22 protein-coding genes and 1 pseudogene are annotated in these 19,277 nt (G+C 37.1%); 12 read left to right on the plus strand and 11 right to left on the minus strand.

Translation table 11 applies throughout. The annotated features are described in order from the left end of the window. Positions 1-7: 7 nt before the first annotated feature. From atpG to DV356_RS06925, 9 genes are all read right to left on the minus strand, one after another. A complete protein-coding gene (gene atpG, locus DV356_RS06885) occupies positions 8-877 on the minus strand; it encodes a F0F1 ATP synthase subunit gamma (RefSeq protein ID WP_038439396.1) in 870 nt (289 codons plus the stop codon). 15 nt (positions 878-892) lie between these two features. After that, the gene (gene atpA / locus DV356_RS06890; protein WP_118806726.1) at positions 893-2,434 is read right to left on the minus strand and encodes a F0F1 ATP synthase subunit alpha; all 1,542 of its coding nucleotides are present in this window, start codon (positions 2,432-2,434) and stop codon (positions 893-895) included. A 12-nt stretch (positions 2,435-2,446) separates the two neighbouring features. Next, a complete protein-coding gene (atpH, locus tag DV356_RS06895; protein WP_005642563.1) occupies positions 2,447-2,980 on the minus strand; it encodes a F0F1 ATP synthase subunit delta in 534 nt (177 codons plus the stop codon). A 12-nt stretch (positions 2,981-2,992) separates the two neighbouring features. Next, entirely contained in the window at positions 2,993-3,463 is a 471-nt protein-coding gene (atpF, locus tag DV356_RS06900) for a F0F1 ATP synthase subunit B (RefSeq protein WP_005652038.1), read from the minus strand. Between the two features lie 49 nt (positions 3,464-3,512). Further along, positions 3,513-3,767, minus strand: a complete 255-nt coding sequence (atpE, locus tag DV356_RS06905; RefSeq protein ID WP_005652035.1) for a F0F1 ATP synthase subunit C — start codon at positions 3,765-3,767, stop codon at positions 3,513-3,515. A gap of 55 nt (positions 3,768-3,822) precedes the next feature. Beyond that, positions 3,823-4,611, minus strand: a complete 789-nt coding sequence (gene atpB / locus DV356_RS06910) for a F0F1 ATP synthase subunit A (protein WP_005629251.1) — start codon at positions 4,609-4,611, stop codon at positions 3,823-3,825. Positions 4,612-4,647: 36 nt separating this feature from the next. Beyond that, entirely contained in the window at positions 4,648-5,022 is a 375-nt protein-coding gene (locus DV356_RS06915; protein ID WP_005659757.1) for an ATP synthase subunit I, read from the minus strand. A gap of 125 nt (positions 5,023-5,147) precedes the next feature. Continuing rightward, positions 5,148-5,759: a 16S rRNA (guanine(527)-N(7))-methyltransferase RsmG gene (rsmG, locus tag DV356_RS06920; protein ID WP_042611910.1), complete on the minus strand. Its 612-nt coding sequence runs from the start codon at positions 5,757-5,759 to the stop codon at positions 5,148-5,150. Positions 5,760-5,898: 139 nt separating this feature from the next. Beyond that, positions 5,899-6,276: a PRD domain-containing protein gene (locus DV356_RS06925; RefSeq protein ID WP_042611909.1), complete on the minus strand. Its 378-nt coding sequence runs from the start codon at positions 6,274-6,276 to the stop codon at positions 5,899-5,901. Positions 6,277-6,391: 115 nt separating this feature from the next. Between DV356_RS06925 and DV356_RS06930 the strand changes: the two genes are divergently transcribed. The 5 genes and pseudogenes from DV356_RS06930 to DV356_RS10010 all read left to right on the plus strand — a co-directional run. Further along, positions 6,392-6,994 carry a beta-phosphoglucomutase family hydrolase gene (locus DV356_RS06930; protein WP_005652027.1) on the plus strand — a complete coding sequence of 201 codons (603 nt, stop codon included), beginning with the start codon at positions 6,392-6,394 and terminating at the stop codon, positions 6,992-6,994. After that, the gene (locus tag DV356_RS06935; RefSeq protein WP_112119323.1) at positions 6,994-7,467 is read left to right on the plus strand and encodes a YqaA family protein; all 474 of its coding nucleotides are present in this window, start codon (positions 6,994-6,996) and stop codon (positions 7,465-7,467) included. Before DV356_RS06930 ends, DV356_RS06935 begins: the two co-directional genes overlap by 1 nt. 329 nt (positions 7,468-7,796) lie before the next feature. Further along, positions 7,797-8,300, plus strand: a complete 504-nt coding sequence (luxS, locus tag DV356_RS06940) for an S-ribosylhomocysteine lyase (RefSeq protein ID WP_112119322.1) — start codon at positions 7,797-7,799, stop codon at positions 8,298-8,300. Positions 8,301-8,605: 305 nt separating this feature from the next. Then, a complete protein-coding gene (locus DV356_RS10005; protein WP_422567862.1) occupies positions 8,606-8,800 on the plus strand; it encodes a hypothetical protein in 195 nt (64 codons plus the stop codon). A 283-nt stretch (positions 8,801-9,083) separates the two neighbouring features. Further along, positions 9,084-9,175, plus strand: a pseudogene (locus DV356_RS10010) (IS3 family transposase); the annotation flags it as partial. A gap of 68 nt (positions 9,176-9,243) precedes the next feature. Here the strand turns inward: DV356_RS10010 and aphA are convergent. Continuing rightward, positions 9,244-9,951 carry an acid phosphatase AphA gene (gene aphA, locus DV356_RS06950; RefSeq protein WP_005630577.1) on the minus strand — a complete coding sequence of 236 codons (708 nt, stop codon included), beginning with the start codon at positions 9,949-9,951 and terminating at the stop codon, positions 9,244-9,246. A 220-nt stretch (positions 9,952-10,171) separates the two neighbouring features. On the opposite strand from aphA, the gene hslV reads away from it, so the two are divergent. Both hslV and hslU read left to right on the plus strand, forming a co-directional pair. Beyond that, the gene (hslV, locus tag DV356_RS06955) at positions 10,172-10,699 is read left to right on the plus strand and encodes an ATP-dependent protease subunit HslV (RefSeq protein ID WP_021034624.1); all 528 of its coding nucleotides are present in this window, start codon (positions 10,172-10,174) and stop codon (positions 10,697-10,699) included. A gap of 9 nt (positions 10,700-10,708) precedes the next feature. After that, a complete protein-coding gene (gene hslU, locus DV356_RS06960) occupies positions 10,709-12,040 on the plus strand; it encodes an HslU--HslV peptidase ATPase subunit (protein WP_118806727.1) in 1,332 nt (443 codons plus the stop codon). 72 nt (positions 12,041-12,112) lie between these two features. Here hslU and DV356_RS06965 read toward each other — a convergent pair whose 3' ends face one another. Then, the gene (locus DV356_RS06965; protein ID WP_118806728.1) at positions 12,113-13,165 is read right to left on the minus strand and encodes an extracellular solute-binding protein; all 1,053 of its coding nucleotides are present in this window, start codon (positions 13,163-13,165) and stop codon (positions 12,113-12,115) included. A gap of 140 nt (positions 13,166-13,305) precedes the next feature. Between DV356_RS06965 and DV356_RS06970 the strand changes: the two genes are divergently transcribed. The 5 genes from DV356_RS06970 to rbsC all read left to right on the plus strand — a co-directional run bounded on the left by DV356_RS06970 (position 13,306) and on the right by rbsC (position 19,270). Further along, positions 13,306-14,601 (plus strand): NAD(P)/FAD-dependent oxidoreductase, encoded by a 1,296-nt coding sequence (locus DV356_RS06970; protein WP_074039272.1) that lies wholly within the window; start codon positions 13,306-13,308, stop codon positions 14,599-14,601. A 164-nt stretch (positions 14,602-14,765) separates the two neighbouring features. Then, the gene (locus tag DV356_RS06975; RefSeq protein ID WP_118806729.1) at positions 14,766-16,208 is read left to right on the plus strand and encodes a DNA recombination protein RmuC; all 1,443 of its coding nucleotides are present in this window, start codon (positions 14,766-14,768) and stop codon (positions 16,206-16,208) included. Positions 16,209-16,371: 163 nt separating this feature from the next. Next, positions 16,372-16,791, plus strand: a complete 420-nt coding sequence (rbsD, locus tag DV356_RS06980; RefSeq protein WP_118806730.1) for a D-ribose pyranase — start codon at positions 16,372-16,374, stop codon at positions 16,789-16,791. A gap of 13 nt (positions 16,792-16,804) precedes the next feature. Then, positions 16,805-18,286, plus strand: coding sequence for a ribose ABC transporter ATP-binding protein RbsA (gene rbsA, locus DV356_RS06985; protein ID WP_118806731.1), 1,482 nt, complete (start codon positions 16,805-16,807; stop codon positions 18,284-18,286). Between the two features lie 15 nt (positions 18,287-18,301). Continuing rightward, positions 18,302-19,270: a ribose ABC transporter permease gene (gene rbsC / locus DV356_RS06990; RefSeq protein ID WP_162628604.1), complete on the plus strand. Its 969-nt coding sequence runs from the start codon at positions 18,302-18,304 to the stop codon at positions 19,268-19,270. Positions 19,271-19,277 lie beyond the last annotated feature (7 nt).

The following is a 19,277-nucleotide window of genomic DNA, read 5'->3' on the forward strand; positions in this document are numbered from 1 at the left end:
TCTTTTCTTAAATCGCCGCCGCACCGGCTACGATTTCATTCAATTCATTTGTGATACTTGCTTGACGAGCTTTGTTGTACACCAACCGCAGATCATTAATTAAATTACCTGCATTATCCGTTGCTGCTTTCATTGCTACCATTCGAGCCGCTTGTTCTGAAGCTAAATTATCTACAACCGCTTGATAAATTTGGGACTCTAAATAACGAACTAAAAGGCTATCTAATAGTACTTTTGGTTCTGGCTCATAAAGATAATCCCAAGTCTGTTGTCTTTCATTTAAATGATCGTCTTTAGATTCTGGTAAAGGAACTAATTGTTGTACAACAGGCTTTTGCGACATCGTATTAACAAATTTATTGTATGCAATATAAACTGCATCAATTTCACCATTACGATAAGCATCAAACATTGTATTTGCCACACCAATTAACTCTTCTAGAACGGGCGTATCGCCTAAACCAGAAAGCTGACCTTTGATATTAAATCCAAAGGAACGGAAAAAACTAATCCCTTTTGAACCTATTAAGCCCAAATCTGTAGAAATATTTTGTTCTTTCCAATTTTTTATTTGGTTAAGTGTGGTTTTGAATAAATTAACATTTAACCCACCACACATCCCACGATCTGTTGAAATAACCAAGATACCGATTTTCTTCACTTCGCGCTCAACTAAGAACGGATGTTTATAACCGATACTTGCCTTAGACACATGACTAATAACGTTACGGATAGTTTCAGAATACGGACGAGATGCAGCCATACGATCCTGCGTTTTACGCATTTTCGAGGTTGCCACCATTTCCATTGCCTTAGTGATTTTTTGTGTACTTTGTACACTGGCAATTTTGGTTTTTATCTCTTTTGCACCTGCCATCTTATCTCTCCGTTACTACCAAGCACTATTCGCTTTAAAACCATCTAAAATACTTTTTAACGTATCTTTGATTTCATCATTATAGTTACCGGTTTTATTAAGCTCTTGCATAAATTCAGTGTGATTACGGTTAGAATAATCTAAAAGTGCGGTCTCAAAACTTGCAATTTTTGATAATTCCACGTCATCCAAATAACCAAATTCAACAGCAAACAATATAACCGCTTGTTCTGCAACAGATAATGGCGTGAATTGTTTTTGTTTTAATAATTCAGTTACTTTTTCACCGTGAGAAAGTTGCTTACGAGTCGCATCATCTAGATCTGATGCAAACTGTGCAAACGCTGCTAATTCACGATATTGAGCTAGCGCGGTACGAATACCACCCGCTAATTTCTTAATAACTTTAGTTTGCGCTGAACCACCAACACGAGATACCGAAATACCTGGGTTTACCGCAGGACGAATACCTGAGTTAAACAAGTTAGATTCTAAGAAGATCTGACCATCGGTAATAGAAATTACGTTGGTTGGAACAAACGCAGATACGTCACCAGCTTGGGTTTCAATAATCGGAAGTGCGGTTAAAGAACCTGTTTTTCCTTTTACTTCGCCTTTAGTGAATTTTTCTACATAATCTTCATTTACACGAGAAGCACGTTCTAGTAAACGAGAATGTAAATAGAACACATCACCTGGATAGGCTTCACGACCTGGTGGACGACGTAATAATAATGAAATTTGACGATAAGCTACGGCTTGTTTTGATAAATCATCATAAACAATTAACGCATCTTCGCCGCGATCACGGAAATATTCCCCCATCGCACAACCAGCATAAGGGGCTAAATATTGTAACGCTGCTGATTCAGATGCAGATGCAGCTACCACGATAGTATTTGCAAGCGCACCATGTTCTTCTAATTTACGCACGACGTTTGCAATAGTAGAGGCTTTTTGACCAATCGCAACATAGATACATTTAATACCTGAATTACGTTGATTAATAATAGCGTCAATTGCTAACGCAGTTTTACCCGTTTGACGATCACCGATGATTAACTCACGCTGACCACGACCAATCGGTACCATGGAATCGACAGCTTTATAACCAGTTTGAACAGGTTGATCAACAGAACGACGATCGATAACACCTGGCGCAATCACTTCTACTGGTGAGAAACCATCATTTTCAATTTCGCCTTTACCATCGATTGGCTGACCAAGCGTATTAACTACACGACCTAATAAACCACGACCAACTGGTACTTCAAGAATACGACCTGTACATTGAACTTCCATACCTTCCGCTAAATCTGCGTAAGGTCCCATAACTACAGCACCAACAGAATCGCGTTCAAGGTTAAGTGCCATCGCATAACGATTACCTGGTAAGGCGATCATTTCACCTTGCATCACATCGCTTAAACCGTGGATGCGAATAATACCATCGCTTACAGAAACAATTGTCCCTGTATTACGCGCTTCACTGACCACGTCGAATTGAGCGATGCGTTTTTTAATCAATTCACTAATTTCAGTTGAATTTAGTTGCATCTTGTATTCCTCTTATAATTGCAACTCGTTTGCGAGACGAGTAAGTTGCCCACGGCTACTTCCGTCAATCACAAAGTCTTCAGTACGAACAATCACACCAGCAATAAGTGCGTTATCCACGTTGCAATTTAATTTCACTTTGCGAGCTAATCTTTTTTCCATTGCAGCTGCAATTTTTTCGATTTGTGTTGCATTCAATGGTTGCGCAGATGTTACTTCAACTTCTGCAATAGCTTGGTGTTCCTCTACGTGATGTTTAAATTCTTCAAACACCGCAGGAATAGCACTCAAACGCTTATTTTCAGCCATTAACCGAATAAGATTTTGCCCATATTGATCCAATTGTTCGCCACAAATAGAAATTACTGTATCAGCTAATTTCTGTGCAGAAAGAGAACTACTTAAGTAAGCTTTTACCGTTTCATCTTCAGCTACGGCAGCAGCAAAACCTAACATTTCAGTCCATTTTTCGACCGCACTTTGTTCAATGGCAAAGTCGAATGCAGCTTTTGCATAAGGGCGAGCTATTGTAGTTAATTCTGACATAAGCTAAGCCTCTTATAACTCTGCAACTAATTTATCAATAATGTCATTGTTTGCCGCTTCATCAATAGAACGACCCACAATTTTCTCAGCACCAGCCACAGCCAATGAAGCCACTTTAAGACGTAATTCTTCTTGAACACGTTTACGTTCTGCTTCTACTTCAGCATAACCTTGTGCAATAATTTTTGCTTTTAGTTCTTCGGCTTCTGCCTTCACTTCGTCTAATACTTCATTGCGACGTTTATTCGCTGCATCTAAAATTTCTTGAGCTTGTACTTTTGCAGCTGAAAGTTCTTGTTCAACAAGATTTTTCGTATCTGCTTGCTCTTTTTTAGCTGCTTCAGCTGACGCTAAAGCGTTCGCAATTTGGCTTTGACGTGTTTCAATCGCATTAATAATTGGTGGCCAAACAAACTTCATGCAAAACCACACAAAAAGTGCGAATGCGATAAGTTGGCCAATCAATGTTGCATTTAAATTCACAACGTCCTCCTTACTATGCTTGTTTTACGTTGATAAGCAAATAAGGTGATTAGTTTAATAAACCGATGAATGGGTTTGCGAAAATGAAAAGTAATGAAATACCAACAGCAATCATTGCAATCGCATCTAAAAGACCAGCTACGATAAACATTTTAGTTTGTAAGCTAGATGCTAATTCTGGTTGGCGAGCTGATGATTCTAAGAATTTACCACCTAGAATAGCAAAGCCAATTGCAGTACCTAATGCAGCAAATGCAAGAAGAATTGATGCACCGATGATTGTCGCTGTAATTACAGTTTCCATAATTTTCTCCAATAGAAGTTAAGTTTTAGCCCTAGAGCCAGTTAATAAAAAACGATTAATGATCTGCTTTGTTATAAGCAATACTTAAATAAACAACCGTCAACATCATAAAGATGAAAGCCTGCAAGGTAATAACCAAAATATGGAAAATAGCCCAAGCAAGATGTAACGGAATCCCTAATGCTGCAATGGCCATATTAGCGGAATACATTACAGCGATAAGAATAAAGATCAACTCCCCTGCATACATGTTACCGAACAAACGGAAAGCAAGTGAAATTGGTTTAGCCAATAAAGTCACCGTTTCAAGAATAAAATTAACAGGAATAAACGCCCAATGATTGAATGGATGAAGCGTATATTCTTTAACTAAACCTTTGAATCCTTTAGATTTTATTGTATAAAAAAGAATTAAAAAGAAAACACAAATGGACATACCCAAAGTTGCGCTAATATCTGCTGTCGGCACTGCACGAAGATAATGAATACCGAACAAACCTGCAAATTGAGGTAAGAAATCAACAGGAATTAAGTCGATAGCATTCATGATGAATACCCAACAGAAAATTGTTAATGCAAGTGGCGCAACTACGTTACGTGGACCATGAAAATTTTCTTTCACGATTCCATTAACCCATTCCACAACAATTTCAACTAAGCATTGCATTTTTCCTGGAACGCCAGTTGTTGCTTTTTTCCCTACTCGAGAAAAAACAAATAGGAAAATAACCGCAGCAAGAATAGAAAAGAACAACGTATCTATATGAACATTCCAAAATCCATCCCCTGTTTTGAGAAAGGATAAATGGTGGCTAATGTATTCCGATGTTGTTTGTCCAGACATAATCGATCCTTTGTTCTGAAGAAGAATAACCCAAAGTTAAATTTTATTGAGAATAAGTGGAATAATATTATTCAGCACTAATGCCAATAAAAAACCAACAAAAAACGCAATAAAATTGATAACGAATAACCATTTGATGGCAATAATGATAAAAACCATCGTTAAAATAAACTTTATTGCTTCAGCACGATAAAGTGCGGTCAGTTTTGTTGAAAAATTTTGTTTTCTGTAAAAAATGATAAATATAAATGTACAAAAAGGCAAAAAGGCACTTAAAAAACCGTAGCTAAAATCTACCGCACTTTGGCGTTGCCATCCATAAATAAGCAAATAAAAAACTACAAGCAAAAGACTCTCAATAACAATAGCTTTTCTGTAGTTTTTTTTAGCGTGAGATAAAATGCGCGACATCACTTTTACAAAATAATTTTAGCCCGCCGATTATACCTTTGCTGGCTTTAGATTCAACTTAAAAACACATAAAAAGTGTTATATAAATCACACTTTTAGAAAATAATTTATCTATTTGTTACTTTTTAACGTAAAACGATTAAATGTCGTTCGCCTATAAGTTCAGGAACAGATAATTCAATCACTTTTTGAATAGTATATTTTTTATTCAATTCATTAATTTCATCTTCCTGATAAATCCCTTTTAATGCATAAAAATATCCATTTTCTTTTGGTAAATGATGGCACCAATCTGTCATATCTTTTAGTGAAGCAAAAGCACGGCTTAATACACCATCAAATTTATCTTCAGGTTGATATTCTTCTACTCGACTTAAAACGGGGGTTACATTAGTTAGTCTAAGCTCACGTATAGCATTTCGAATAAAACTAATACGCTTACCTAAGCTATCAAGGAGGACAAATTGTTTGGAAGGATTAATAATTGCCAAAGGTAAACCAGGCAAACCGGGCCCTGTACCGACATCAATAAAACGATCACCTTGTAAATAAAGACTTACAACAAGACTATCTAAAATATGTTTAACTAACATTTCTTGCGGATCACGAACTGACGTCAAATTATAAGCTTTATTCCATTTATTGAGTAAATTGACCAGATTAATCAACTGCTGAATTTGTTGATCACTTATTTTTATATTTGCTTGCGCAAGTAAACTGACTAATTTGGCTTTCATATTTATTATCTCTTTGAAAAATTACGCTATTTTACTTAAAAGTGCGGTAAATTTCCTTAATGTTTTTAGTAATTTGATGAATTATTTACCGAATCAATGTCCAGTTTTACACCATAAATTGAATGCACCTCCGCATAATTCATTTCAAAGGCTTTAATTGCTTCTGTTCAAGAACCAAAGAATGAATGTTCGCTAAAAAATAAGTTTGTTCTGCTTCAGGAATGGAAAATGGCATTAACTTGAGTAAATCTTGATGAATAGCTAAAACTTGTGGAAAAATGACCGCACTTTGCATTTCTTCGAGCATTTCTGAATAAAGCGAAGAAACACAACCTCCTCGTTCTATCCGACCTAAGCTGCAAGCAATGTGTAGCAGCATAAAATCCACTTGAGGCGTATTCACATCAACTTGCCAGTACTGAGCTAATCGATCTCGTAAACGAAATACCACATCAATAATAGATTGATTTATTTGCCTGCGAGTTTTCCAACGTTCTAGTTGCTTAAATAACCGCATTTGTTTTTGTTAGTTCAAAATTTGTTCGCTAATTTACCGCACTTTACTGAAATAAAACAGTGCATAGATCACAGTTTTGTAGCAAAATGGTAAAAAAATTTGTAAGGATGTAAAAATGTTAGATTACGAGATCTTCAATCCATATGAAGGATTGATTTTTGATATGGATGGAACTTTAATTGATACAATGCCCGTGCATGCACAGGCTTGGACAATGGTGGGAAAGAAATTTGGCTATGAATTTGATTTTCAAATTATGTATAACTTCGGCGGGGCGACGGTTCGAACTATCGCGGGGGAAATGATGAAAGCGGCGAATATGCCACTAGATCGAATTGAGGATGTGCTGGCTGCAAAACGTGAGTTGTCTTATCAACTTATTCCGACTCAATCAAAGTTATTGCCAACCTTTGAGATTGTTAAATCCTTCCATCAGAAAAAGCCGATTGCTTTAGGTTCTGGCTCACACCGTAAAATTATTGATATGTTGATGGATAAACTGGCTATCGCACCTTACTTTAATGCCATTGTCAGTGCAGATGATGTAAAAGAACATAAACCACACCCAGAAACTTTTTTACGTTGTGCGGAGTTAATTCAAGCAAATCCAAGTCGTTGTATCGTATTTGAAGATGCAGATTTAGGCGTGCAAGCAGGATTAAGTGCGGGAATGGATGTGTTTGATGTTCGCACACGAGAAATTATTTCGCCAAGATAATGGATATTTTTTCATTTTTTAGTGCTGATTTTTGGCAGGCTAATAGCTTATGCTTTATGTTTATCAGCGCGTTTTTGAGTGCAACAGTATTACCAGGTAATTCAGAAGTTATATTTGTTGCGCTTGCTGTACCTAAATTAATGTTAGGTTCTTTATTTAACGCAGATATATTAGCTCTAATATTGATTGCAACCGCTGGAAATAGCTTAGGAAGTTTAACCACTTACGGGATTGGACGATGGATGCCAAAATTCGATCCCAAAAATTACCGCACTTTATGGGCAATAAATCAGCTACGGCGTTATGGGGCGATTGCTTTACTTTTGAGCTGGCTGCCTGTAGTTGGCGATTTATTTTGTGCCATAGCTGGTTGGTTAAGATTAAATTTTGTAACGAGTAGTCTCTTTATCTTTCTGGGAAAAATGGTTCGTTATATTGCGTTATTGTTTTTGAGTACACCATTCTTATTATAAAATGAGCAAGAAAAAACCCCACAATAAATGTGGGGCAAATAACCTAAGGAACCAATTTTATTAAAACAACTGCAAGTTGCTTACACTATAAGACTAATACTTTATAAGAAAGTTCAAAATTTTTTAAAAATTTTCAAAATAAAAATTTTTGCATAAAAGAAACCCCACAATAAATGTGGGGCAATAACCTAAGGAACCAATTTTATTAAAACAACTGCAAGTTGCTTGTTCTATAAGACAATGAACCTTACTATAAAGTTCATTAAAATTTGTAAAAAATAAATATTTATTCAATTATTTCTTAACCAACTGATTTATAAGGAAAATTTATGCCATTACTTGATAGTTTTAAAGTGGATCACACAAAAATGAACGCACCTGCAGTACGCATTGCAAAAACGATGCGCACGCCAAAAGGCGATAATATTACTGTTTTTGATTTACGTTTTTGTATTCCAAACAAAGAAATTCTTTCCCCAAAAGGCATTCATACACTTGAACATTTATTTGCTGGATTTATGCGCGATCACTTAAATGGCAATAGCATAGAAATTATTGATATTTCTCCGATGGGATGTCGCACGGGATTTTATATGTCTTTGATTGGCACACCAAATGAACAGGAAGTATCTGAGGCTTGGTTAGCTTCAATGCAAGATGTTTTAGGTGTACAAGATCAAGCTGCTATTCCAGAATTAAATATCTATCAATGCGGAAGCTATACGGAACATTCCTTAGAAGATGCACACGAAATTGCCAAAAATGTTATCGCACGCGGTATAGGCGTAAATAAAAATGAAGATTTGTCACTCGATAATTCCTTATTAAAATAGGAAGACGCTTGATTAACCTAAAAAAGTTAGTAGTAAAAAACGCACTTTATGATCTACCCCAAAAGTTGACTAAATAACCAACTAAGGTGTAGATTTTTTATGACCAAATACAACACTCTTTTCAAACAACAAGTCATCGAATTTGATCTTCAAAATGGTAAAAATCGTTCACTTACCCGCAGGTATTTTCAACTTGCCTAAATGACACTAAAACGTTGGATTAACCAATTAATCATAGTTAAATCAATAGATTATCCGTACTTAGTAAGAAGCAAAATTACTTACCTGAATTTAAACTTAACATAATACAAGCGGTTAAAAATGGGCAATTTTCTGCAGAAGCCGCATATTTACATTTTGGCATTACCAATTCAGACGTTGTCTGTCAATGGCTGCAAGCCTTTGAAAAACAAGGTATAAACGGCTTAATCCTCAAATCTAAAAGTCGTCCAATCATGAAACCGAAATACCCTAAGATTCCACCTAAACCGAAAACATGAGGGGAAGAACTAGAATTGGAAAATTTACTACGTGCGGAGAACGCAATTCTAAAAAAGTTGCAAGAACTCAACCAACAAAAAAGACTTGAAGACGCAAAACCCAATTTTACATTCCGACCAAGGTTGGCAGTATCAAATGGTCGGTTATCAGGCGATTTTACGAGAGAATAGCATTCAACAGAATATGTCAAGGAAAGGAAATTATTTAGATAACAATGCGATGGAAAACTTCTTTGGACGATTAAAAACTGAATGTTATTACGACAAACGATTTGAGACGTTCAAACAACTGAAAAAACAACTCATGAGTATATTCATTATTACAACCATGATCACATTCAGGGGAAACTAAAAGGGCTGGAACCCTGTGAATGACAGAACTCAGTCCTTGAACTAAATCAATCTAACTTTTTGGGGGAAGATAAAGCCCAACTTGCGGTCAATTAATAGCTTGAATTAATTAACACTTCTTCGCCATAGCCGCCTAAAGTTGGCATTGGTTGATAAGTTGAGTTTGCGGCACGCATTAAACGAATACCACGAACACCTGCTTCTTTAGCTGCTAGTACATCATCATCGCTATCGCCATAGTGAATACTCACTTTATGTGAAATGATTGCAGGCGTTTTGTTATATTTTGTTGTACGTTCACGGCTGCCCATAAATTCAACTGGGTGCATATTCTTAATATTGAACGTTTTTTCTAAAATTGGTGTTACGCCATCTACTTTACCTGCAGTACGGCCAGTGAAAAAGTAAACTTGGTCGCCACGTGCTTGATGCATATTAATTAAATCTATGGCAATTTGTTTTGGAATAGAATATTTATCGCAACCTGCGTTTACTTCATTCCAGAAATCTTGATTTTTCAAATAATCGTGTTTACCTGGTGAGAATTTTTGTTGTCCGTGGTAGAAGCAAGGGCTGCTGAAAAGCACAGTATCATCAATATCAAAGCTTACATTAATTGGTGCTTTACCTTCTAAACTTTGCTTGATTTGATCAACACTAATCCAATGAATTGCTTGCTCTTGTAACATTTCACGAGCATTAGTGCCAGATTGAGTATAAGGTTCAGTTTTGCCTGCCATCGCTGGAACTGCAGCTGCAGTTAAAAGTGCGATTACAGATAATTTCATGATGTTTTTCATTGTGTTTCCTCACAAATGTTGATTTAAAAATCGTCCACATCATACACTTTTTTAATATGCATTCAATGACTAGCAATCGTTTGCTAGTTCAAAGTATGATCCAGTTCACATTTTTATTTATGAGTGAAGAATAAATCGTCAATATAAATTTTCCTCTTGAATTTAATCAATTTGTCGCCATATAACGAACAACTTTTCACTTTATAAAAAGGACTGAATAATGACAACGATTGTAAGCGTACGTCGTAATGGACAAGTCGTCGTAGGCGGTGATGGACAAGTTTCTTTAGGCAATACCGTAATGAAAGGTAATGCCCGTAAAGTACGCCGTTTATATAATGGCAAAGTGCTTGCTGGTTTTGCAGGTGGCACGGCTGATGCATTCACGCTTTTTGAATTATTTGAACGTAAACTTGAAATGCACCAAGGACATTTGCTAAAAAGTGCGGTGGAATTAGCGAAAGATTGGCGTACAGATCGCGCACTTCGTAAGTTAGAAGCGATGTTAATTGTGGCGGATGAAAAAGAAAGCTTAATCATCACGGGTATTGGCGATGTAGTTCAACCAGAAGAAGATCAAATTTTAGCCATTGGGTCTGGTGGTAACTATGCGTTATCTGCGGCACGTGCGTTAGTGGAAAATACAGAACTTTCTGCCCGTGAAATTGTTGAAAAATCTTTGAAAATTGCTGGTGATATTTGCGTATTCACAAATACCCATTTCACTATTGAAGAATTACCGAATTAAGGAAAAGCTATGTCTGAAATGACTCCTCGCGAAATAGTTTCTGAATTAGATCAACATATTATTGGTCAAGCCGATGCAAAACGTGCTGTGGCGATTGCGTTGCGTAACCGTTGGCGTCGTATGCAGCTTCAAGAACCTTTGCGTCACGAAGTAACGCCAAAAAATATTTTAATGATTGGCCCAACTGGCGTGGGTAAAACTGAAATTGCGCGCCGTTTAGCCAAATTAGCTAACGCACCATTTATCAAAGTTGAAGCAACGAAATTTACCGAAGTGGGCTATGTGGGGAAAGAGGTGGATTCCATTATTCGTGATTTAACGGATAGTGCGATGAAGCTTGTTCGCCAGCAGGAAATTGCGAAGAACAGAGCAAGAGCTGAAGATGCGGCTGAAGAGCGTATTTTGGATGCTTTACTTCCTCCAGCAAAAAACCAATGGGGCGAAGTTGAAAGCAATGATAACAGTAGCACACGCCAAACATTCCGTAAAAAATTACGTGAAGGTCAATTAGATGATAAAGAAATTGAAATTGATGTGTCTGCGGGCGTGTCTATGGGCGTTGAAATTATGGCTCCTCCAGGCATGGAAGAAATGACAAATCAGTTGCAATCATTGTTCCAAAATTTAGGTTCAGACAAAACGAAAAAACGCAAAATGAAAATTAAAGATGCGTTAAAAGCGTTGATTGATGATGAAGCAGCCAAATTAATTAACCCTGAAGAACTTAAACAAAAAGCCATTGATGCTGTAGAACAAAACGGTATCGTCTTCATCGATGAAATCGACAAAATTTGTAAGAAAGGCGAATACAGTGGGGCTGATGTATCGCGTGAAGGCGTGCAACGTGATTTACTTCCGTTAGTGGAGGGTTCGACAGTTAGCACCAAACACGGAATGGTAAAAACCGATCACATCTTATTTATTGCATCTGGTGCATTCCAAGTTGCCCGTCCTTCAGATTTGATTCCAGAGTTGCAGGGGCGTTTGCCGATTCGTGTTGAACTTACCGCATTAAGTGCGGCAGATTTTGAGCGTATTTTAACAGAACCTCACGCCTCTTTAACCGAACAATATAAAGCGTTGATGGCAACAGAAGGCGTGAATATTGAATTTACAACAGAGGCGGTTAAGAAAATTGCTGAGGCTGCATTCCGAGTAAATGAAAAAACGGAAAATATCGGTGCGCGTCGTTTGCATACGGTAATGGAACGTTTAATGGATAAAATTTCTTTCAGTGCAAGCGATATGAATGGTCAAACCGTCAATATTGATGCAGCTTATGTTGCGGATGCACTTGGCGAAGTGGTCGAAAATGAAGATTTGAGCCGTTTTATTCTTTAAGAATAAAAATTTTACATATAAAAAAAGTGCGGTAAATTTTTACCGCACTTTTTTGTTTTCTGCATAGAGAAACTAATTAGTTTTTAATTTACTCCAATATTTTTCATAAATATCGACAGCTTCTCCTACATCGCCTTGCATAATTCCTTTTTCTACTTCTTCCGCTGGTGGGAATAATTTTGGATCATTAGCGACTTCCGCGCTTAGCAATGTTTTCACCCCATTATTTGGCATAGAAAAGCCCATACGTTCAATAACAATTTTTGCATTTTCAGGGCGAAGTAAAAAGTCGATGAACTTATGCGCCCCTTCCACGTTTTTTGCCGAACTTGGAATAGCGTAGTTATCCATCCAGAAAATAGCCCCTTCTTTTGGATAAACAAATTGCAAAGATGGATTTTCTTTCTGCGCTAAATAAGCTGAACCATTCCAAATCATCCCAATTGTAGCTTCGCCTTGTACGTAAGGGACTTCTGGCGAATCAGAGTTAAAGGTCACTACATTTGGTAACAGTTTTTCTAAACGCTCATAAGCTGTTTTGATGTCTTCTTCATTGGTGGTATTTGGCGATTTACCATCAAGTAATAATGCTACGTGGAACACTTCACGGGCATCACTGGTCATAAGAACTTTACCTTTAAATTCAGGTTTCCATAAATCCGCCCAGCTCGTGATGGTTTTAGGATCAATTTCATCCGCATTAACTTCAATACCTGTTAAGCCGTAAACGTAAGGTAATGAATATTTATTTTCTGGGTCGAATTCTTTATTTAATAAATGTTTAGGGATTTGATGAATATTGGTCAATTTACTTTGATCAATCGGTTGAAGCATCTTTTCCTTAATCATTTTATTTACGTAGTAACTTGATGGAAACACCAAATCATAGCCAGAACCCGTATTCTGAGTAAGTTTAAGTTTCGCATACATTTCTTCGTTGCTTTCAAAGGTAGAATAAATTACCTCGATGCCAGTTTCTTTAGAGAACTGTGCGACTAAATCAGAAGGCACATAGTCTGTCCAGTTATAGACGTAAAGTTTGTTATTGGCAAAAGCGGAAGCCGCAAAAAGTGCGGTGGTGGAAAGGAAAAGATTTTTGAGTGAGTGAGCAAAGAATTTTTTCAATTTATTGACCTCCGAGGGTTATCGTTCATCATAAAACACGCAAATTTTGCGCGTGCGCAGTATAGCATTTTTTTCTAAAAGGTTTGACATATTTCCCTTTCGGGGTAAGATTTTGCCAGTTTTTTCCTAAGGGATTTTTTATGCTTAATTTTGCCTATCAAGAACACGTTCGCTCTTATTATTTCGACTCTCGTAACCAAGATTTTCAATTCCCGCCGCTCACTCAAATTGAACATGCTGATGTATGTGTGATCGGGGCTGGATTTTTTGGTTTATCTGCAGCATTAGAACTGGCGGAGAAAGGAAAAAAAGTCATTGTATTAGAGGGCGCTCGAGTAGGATTTGGTGCTTCTGGTCGTAGTGGTGGGCAGGCAATTAATGGCTTTGAAGAAGGCATTGATGAATACGTTAAACAAGTTGGCGAAGATAAAGCACATAAACTTTGGAATATGTCATTAGAGACCATTGATATTATTGATGAACGTATTGAAAAATATAGCATTCAATGCGACTGGAAAAAAGGCTATGCCACATTAGCATTAAATGAACGCCGAATGGATGACTTAATTGAAATGGAAAAAGAAAGTCATAAAAATTTTGGCTATCAGAATATGCAACTTTGGGATAAAACTAAATTAAAACAGCACTTAGGCAGTGATATTTATGTGGGGGGGCTATTTGATAGTAATTCAGGGCATTTGCATCCACTTAATTATTGCTTAGGTTTAGCGAAAGCTTGTGTCGATCTGGGTGTTCAGATTTTTGAACAATCTCCTGTCGTGGATATGGTTGAGAAAAATGGTTGCGTTGAGGTTAAAACAGCTAAAAGTGCGGTTATTTCTCAAGACGTTATTTTAGCCACCAATGCTTATATTGATGTGCTCCCGAAATCTATTCATCACGGAATTAATCGTAAAATATTACCTGTGGAAAGTTTTATTATCGCCACAGAGCCGTTAAGCCAAGCGGTTGCTGATTCTGTCATTAATAATGGCATGTCGGTGTGTGATAACAATTTATTATTAGACTATTATCGTTTAAGTGCTGACAATCGCTTGCTTTTTGGTAGTGATTCTAGCTCAGAAAAAGATATGGTCGCGATTATGCGGAAAAATATGTTGTGTGTATTCCCACAACTTGAAAATGTAAAAATCGATTATGGCTGGGCTGGCCCGATTGATATGACCTTAAACTCAACGCCACATTTTGGTCGTATTTCTCCGCATATTTATTTTGCTCATGGTTATTCTGGTCACGGTGTTGCTTTGACGGGTCTTGCAGGACGAATTATAGCGGAGGCGATTTTGGGTGACGATGAACGTTTATCTATTTTTGAAGGACTGAAAATCCCTTCTGTTTATGGTGGTCGAATTATCAAAGATCTTGCGACAAAGATTGGTGTGCAGTATTACAAGTTTTTAGATAAATACCGTTAAAATACAACAATGTTTTTCTAAAGCATTGCCATCAAAATTGACTAAAATAATTAAATTTTGTATGGATATAAATTCTAAATCAGTTAAAAAATTTACCGCACTTTAAAGCAAGAATTAAAATAATATTTTTCGCTACAATTTGTGTTTTCCATTAAGAGAGAAATATGTCAGAAAATTTGTTACTTTTCAGCTTGTTAGCTGTTGTTATTATATTGATTTTATTACTTATTCTACGCCAGCAAAAATATACACATCTTCATCAAGAATTATCGAAAACGACTCAAGATTATAATCAGCTTGCCAGTAAATTTGATGAACTTAGTAGCATTAAAAACCAGTTTGAACAACAAACAATTAAAGTACAGACTGAAAATCAAGGACTGCAATATCGTTTAACTGAACGTGATGAACAAATACATCATCTCACACAAGAACGACAAAATTTGACTGAAAAATTGACCGCACTTTCTCAAGAATTAACGGGGTTACAAACAACCTTAACAGAGAAAGAAAAATATTTTTCCGCACAACAACAGAACTTTGAACAATCTAAACAGCAGTTGGGCGTGGAATTTCAAAACCTAGCAAATCGTATTTTGGATGAAAAAAGTCGATCATTTAGTCAATCAAATCAAACGGCATTGGAAACCTTGCTCAAGCCTTTCCGTGAGCAAATTGAAGGTTTCCAAAAACGCATCAATGAAATTCACTCCGAATCCGTGAAAGGCAATGCAGGCTTGGAAGCGGAAATTAAAAAAGTGCTGGAAATTGGTCTGAATATGTCGCAAGAGGCGAGTAATTTAACTTCTGCACTGAAAGGCGAAAAGAAAACGTTAGGCAACTGGGGCGAAGTGCAATTAGAACGAGCGTTGCAACTGGCAGGACTTGAAGAAAATGTACATTACCGCGCTCAAGCGCATTTTAAAGATGAACAAGGCGGGCGTAATTACCCTGATTTTGTGTTGAATTTACCTGATGAAAAACACTTAATTATCGACAGCAAAATGTCGCTCGTGGCTTACGAAAGTGCGGTGAATTCTGAGGATGATTTTGAACGAGAGCGTTTACTCAAAGAACATATTTCCGCATTAAAAACCCATATTAACGATCTGCATAAAAAAGATTACAGTAACCTTATTGGCATGCGTAGCCCGAATTTTGTTCTTATGTTTATTGCGGTGGAACCTGCGTATATTGAGGCTTTAAAAGCTGATCCTGCCTTATTTAATTACGGTTATGAACGCAATGTAATTATGGTTTCTCACACTACGCTAATGCCGATTTTACGCACCGTGGCAAACCTCTGGCGTATCGAACGTGGTAATGCTGAAGCCAAAGAAATTGCTGAAAAAGCAGGCGAAATCTATAACCAAATTTGTTTGGTGGCAGAGCGTTTAAACAAACTCGGCAATACGCTTTCCACTGTCAGCAACCAATACAACAGCACCGTCACCGCACTTGTTGGCCAACAAGGGTTAGTTGGCAAAGTAGAACGATTTAAAACCCTTTCCGCAAAAGCCAATAAAACAATGCCCGATGTGGACTTATTGAATAATCAGCTGGATTTGGCTAGATTGAATGTCTTAAATCAAGAAAATCTTCAATAATTTATTCTCCGATTGAATGTAAATTTGGTCGGAGAATTTTTTATCCTATCTAGAAATTTTGTGATCAATATCCCAAATTTGAAATTTCTTAGTTGTTTTTCTATTTTTGTTATCTATATTTGTCTTATCGAAACGTTTCGACAAGAATGGAAAGAGGAAATATATGAAAAAAACAATGTTATTAAATGCACAACTTTCTCGTTGTATCGCTTCTGTTGGTCACACAGAAAGTTTGACGATTTGCGATGCGGGACTTCCAATTCCGTTAAGTGTGGAACGTATCGATCTCGCATTAACTGCGGGTGTACCAAGTTTTCTACAAACGTTGAATGTAGTAACGAATGAAATGTATGTTGAACGCATTGTTATTGCAGAAGAAATTAAAGAAAAAAATCCAGAAATATTGACCGCACTTTTAACACAACTTCAACAACTTGAAAGCCATCAGGGTAATCAAATACAAGTGAAATTTGTATCACACGAAACTTTTAAAAAATTCACCCTCGGAAGTAAAGCTATTGTTCGTACTGGCGAATGTTCACCTTGTGCCAATGTGATTTTATATTCTGGCGTGCCATTTTAATCAGGGTGAAATTATGGAAACTTTACTCAAAATTAGTGGTGTTGATAAGTCATTTCCAGGTGTGAAAGCCTTGAATAATGCCTGTTTATCTGTTTACGCTGGACGCGTAATGGCTTTGATGGGGGAAAATGGGGCGGGTAAATCGACTTTGATGAAGGTGCTTACTGGTATTTATTCTAAAGATGCAGGCACAATTGAGTATCTTAATCGATCAGTTAATTTCAATGGACCTAAAGCCTCACAGGAAGCTGGCATTAGTATTATTCACCAAGAACTGAATTTGGTCGGTAATCTCACGATTGCAGAAAACATTTTCCTTGGTCGTGAATTTAAAACCTCGTGGGGAGCGATTAACTGGCAGAAAATGCACCAAGAAGCAGACAAGCTACTTGCGCGTTTGGGGGTAACTCACAGCAGTAAACAGCTTTGCGCTGAACTTTCTATTGGTGAGCAACAAATGGTGGAGATAGCCAAAGCCTTAAGTTTTGAATCCAAAGTTATCATTATGGATGAACCAACCGATGCGCTCACAGATACGGAAACCGAAGCCCTATTCAATGTGATTCGTGAACTCAAAGCAGAAAATCGTGGCATTGTTTATATCTCTCATCGTTTAAAAGAAATTTTCCAAATTTGTGATGATGTGACGGTTTTACGCGATGGTCAATTTATCGGTGAACGCGTTGTGGCAGAGATTACAGAAGATGATTTAATTGAAATGATGGTTGGTCGTCGTCTTGATGAACAATATCCGCATTTATCACAAGAAAAAGGCGAATGTGTATTGGATGTGAAACATGTGAGCGGAAGCGGCATTGATGATGTTTCCTTCAAATTGCATGCCGGTGAAATTGTTGGTGTCTCGGGCTTAATGGGCGCGGGTAGAACGGAACTCGGCAAGCTACTTTACGGTGCTTTGCCAAAAACGGCGGGAAAAGTGCGGTTAAAAAATCAAGAGATTGAGAATCGCAGTCCGCAAGATGGTTTGGATAATGGTATTGTATATATTTCTGAAGATCGTAAAGGTGATGGCTTGGTTTTAGGAATGTCAGTAAAAGAAAATATGTCGCTCACATCGCTCGATCATTTTTCACAAAAAGGCGGTATTCGTCATCAAGCGGAAAAAATGGCAGTAGATGACTTTATTCTGATGTTTAACATTAAAACACCTAATCGTGATCAACAAGTAGGTTTGCTATCTGGTGGAAATCAACAAAAAGTGGCTATTGCTCGTGGATTAATGACTCGCCCAAATGTGTTAATTTTAGATGAACCAACTCGTGGCGTAGATGTTGGCGCGAAGAAAGAAATTTATCAGTTGATTAACGAATTTAAGAAAGAGGGCTTGAGTATTTTAATGATCTCATCTGATATGCCAGAAGTGCTTGGTATGAGTGACCGCATTTTGGTTATACGAGAAGGCAGAATCAGTGCAGAATTTTCTCGCAAAGAGGCAACACAAGAAAAGTTATTAGCAGCAGCTATTGGTAAATAAGAGTAGGTAAGTATGATGAAAAATGAAACATCTAATTTTCAAATAGGAAGATTTTTGATTGAACAGCGTTCTTTTATTGCGTTGATTATTCTTATCGCGATTGTATCAATGATTAATCCTGATTTTTTTAGCGTAGATAATATTTTGAATATTTTACGCCAAACTTCGGTTAATGCGATTATTGCAGTGGGTATGACTTTCGTTATTTTAATTGCAGGTATAGATCTTTCTGTTGGATCTGTATTGGCATTGACAGGTGCAATCGCCGCTTCAATGGTGAGTATTGAATTGCCTATTTTTTTAGTCATTCCTGTGGTTTTATTGATTGGAACACTTCTTGGTGGCATAAGTGGTGTAATTGTGGCAAAGGGAAAAGTTCAGGCTTTTATTGCTACCTTGGTTACCATGACCTTACTGCGTGGTATAACAATGGTTTATACAGATGGTCGTCCTATTACGACAGGTTTTTCGGATAATGCTGATCTATTTGCTAGCATTGGTACAGGCTATGTTTTAGGTATCCCAGTACCAATTTGGATTATGAGTATCGTGTTTGCGGTTGCTTGGTATATTTTAAAACACACACCAATCGGTCGCTATATTTATGCTTTAGGTGGAAATGAGGCAGCGACCCAACTTTCTGGTATTAACATCAATAAAATCAAAGTATTTGTTTTTGCGGTGAGTGGATTTCTTTCTGCGCTGGCGGGTTTAATTGTAACTTCACGTTTATCTTCCGCTCAACCCACTGCTGGCGTATCTTATGAATTAGATGCAATTGCCGCCGTGGTAGTCGGTGGAACCAGTTTGATGGGGGGGAAAGGTCGTGTAATGGGAACGCTCATCGGTGCATTAATCATCGGATTTTTAAACAATGCATTAAATTTATTAGATATTTCATCTTACTATCAAATGATAGCAAAAGCGTTGGTTATTTTGGTTGCTGTTTTAGCCGATAACTATCTTGGTACAAAAAAACTGTAACTCACTT

The sequence above is a fragment of the Haemophilus influenzae genome, assembly GCF_003494325.1.
GTDB classification, from domain to species: domain Bacteria; phylum Pseudomonadota; class Gammaproteobacteria; order Enterobacterales; family Pasteurellaceae; genus Haemophilus; species Haemophilus influenzae_I.

Coding starts and splice junctions, on each gene's coding strand:
- atpG (WP_038439396.1), bottom strand. CDS start 877: ATGGCAGGTGCAAAAGAGATAAAAACCAAAATTGCCAGTGTACAAAGT.
- atpA (WP_118806726.1), bottom strand. CDS start 2,434: ATGCAACTAAATTCAACTGAAATTAGTGAATTGATTAAAAAACGCATC.
- atpH (WP_005642563.1), bottom strand. CDS start 2,980: ATGTCAGAATTAACTACAATAGCTCGCCCTTATGCAAAAGCTGCATTC.
- atpE (WP_005652035.1), bottom strand. CDS start 3,767: ATGGAAACTGTAATTACAGCGACAATCATCGGTGCATCAATTCTTCTT.
- atpB (WP_005629251.1), bottom strand. CDS start 4,611: ATGTCTGGACAAACAACATCGGAATACATTAGCCACCATTTATCCTTT.
- DV356_RS06915 (WP_005659757.1), bottom strand. CDS start 5,022: ATGTCGCGCATTTTATCTCACGCTAAAAAAAACTACAGAAAAGCTATT.
- rsmG (WP_042611910.1), bottom strand. CDS start 5,759: ATGAAAGCCAAATTAGTCAGTTTACTTGCGCAAGCAAATATAAAAATA.
- DV356_RS06925 (WP_042611909.1), bottom strand. CDS start 6,276: ATGCGGTTATTTAAGCAACTAGAACGTTGGAAAACTCGCAGGCAAATA.
- DV356_RS06930 (WP_005652027.1), top strand. CDS start 6,392: ATGTTAGATTACGAGATCTTCAATCCATATGAAGGATTGATTTTTGAT.
- DV356_RS06935 (WP_112119323.1), top strand. CDS start 6,994: ATGGATATTTTTTCATTTTTTAGTGCTGATTTTTGGCAGGCTAATAGC.
- luxS (WP_112119322.1), top strand. CDS start 7,797: ATGCCATTACTTGATAGTTTTAAAGTGGATCACACAAAAATGAACGCA.
- aphA (WP_005630577.1), bottom strand. CDS start 9,951: ATGAAAAACATCATGAAATTATCTGTAATCGCACTTTTAACTGCAGCT.
- hslV (WP_021034624.1), top strand. CDS start 10,172: ATGACAACGATTGTAAGCGTACGTCGTAATGGACAAGTCGTCGTAGGC.
- hslU (WP_118806727.1), top strand. CDS start 10,709: ATGTCTGAAATGACTCCTCGCGAAATAGTTTCTGAATTAGATCAACAT.
- DV356_RS06970 (WP_074039272.1), top strand. CDS start 13,306: ATGCTTAATTTTGCCTATCAAGAACACGTTCGCTCTTATTATTTCGAC.
- DV356_RS06975 (WP_118806729.1), top strand. CDS start 14,766: ATGTCAGAAAATTTGTTACTTTTCAGCTTGTTAGCTGTTGTTATTATA.
- rbsD (WP_118806730.1), top strand. CDS start 16,372: ATGAAAAAAACAATGTTATTAAATGCACAACTTTCTCGTTGTATCGCT.
- rbsA (WP_118806731.1), top strand. CDS start 16,805: ATGGAAACTTTACTCAAAATTAGTGGTGTTGATAAGTCATTTCCAGGT.
- rbsC (WP_162628604.1), top strand. CDS start 18,302: ATGAAAAATGAAACATCTAATTTTCAAATAGGAAGATTTTTGATTGAA.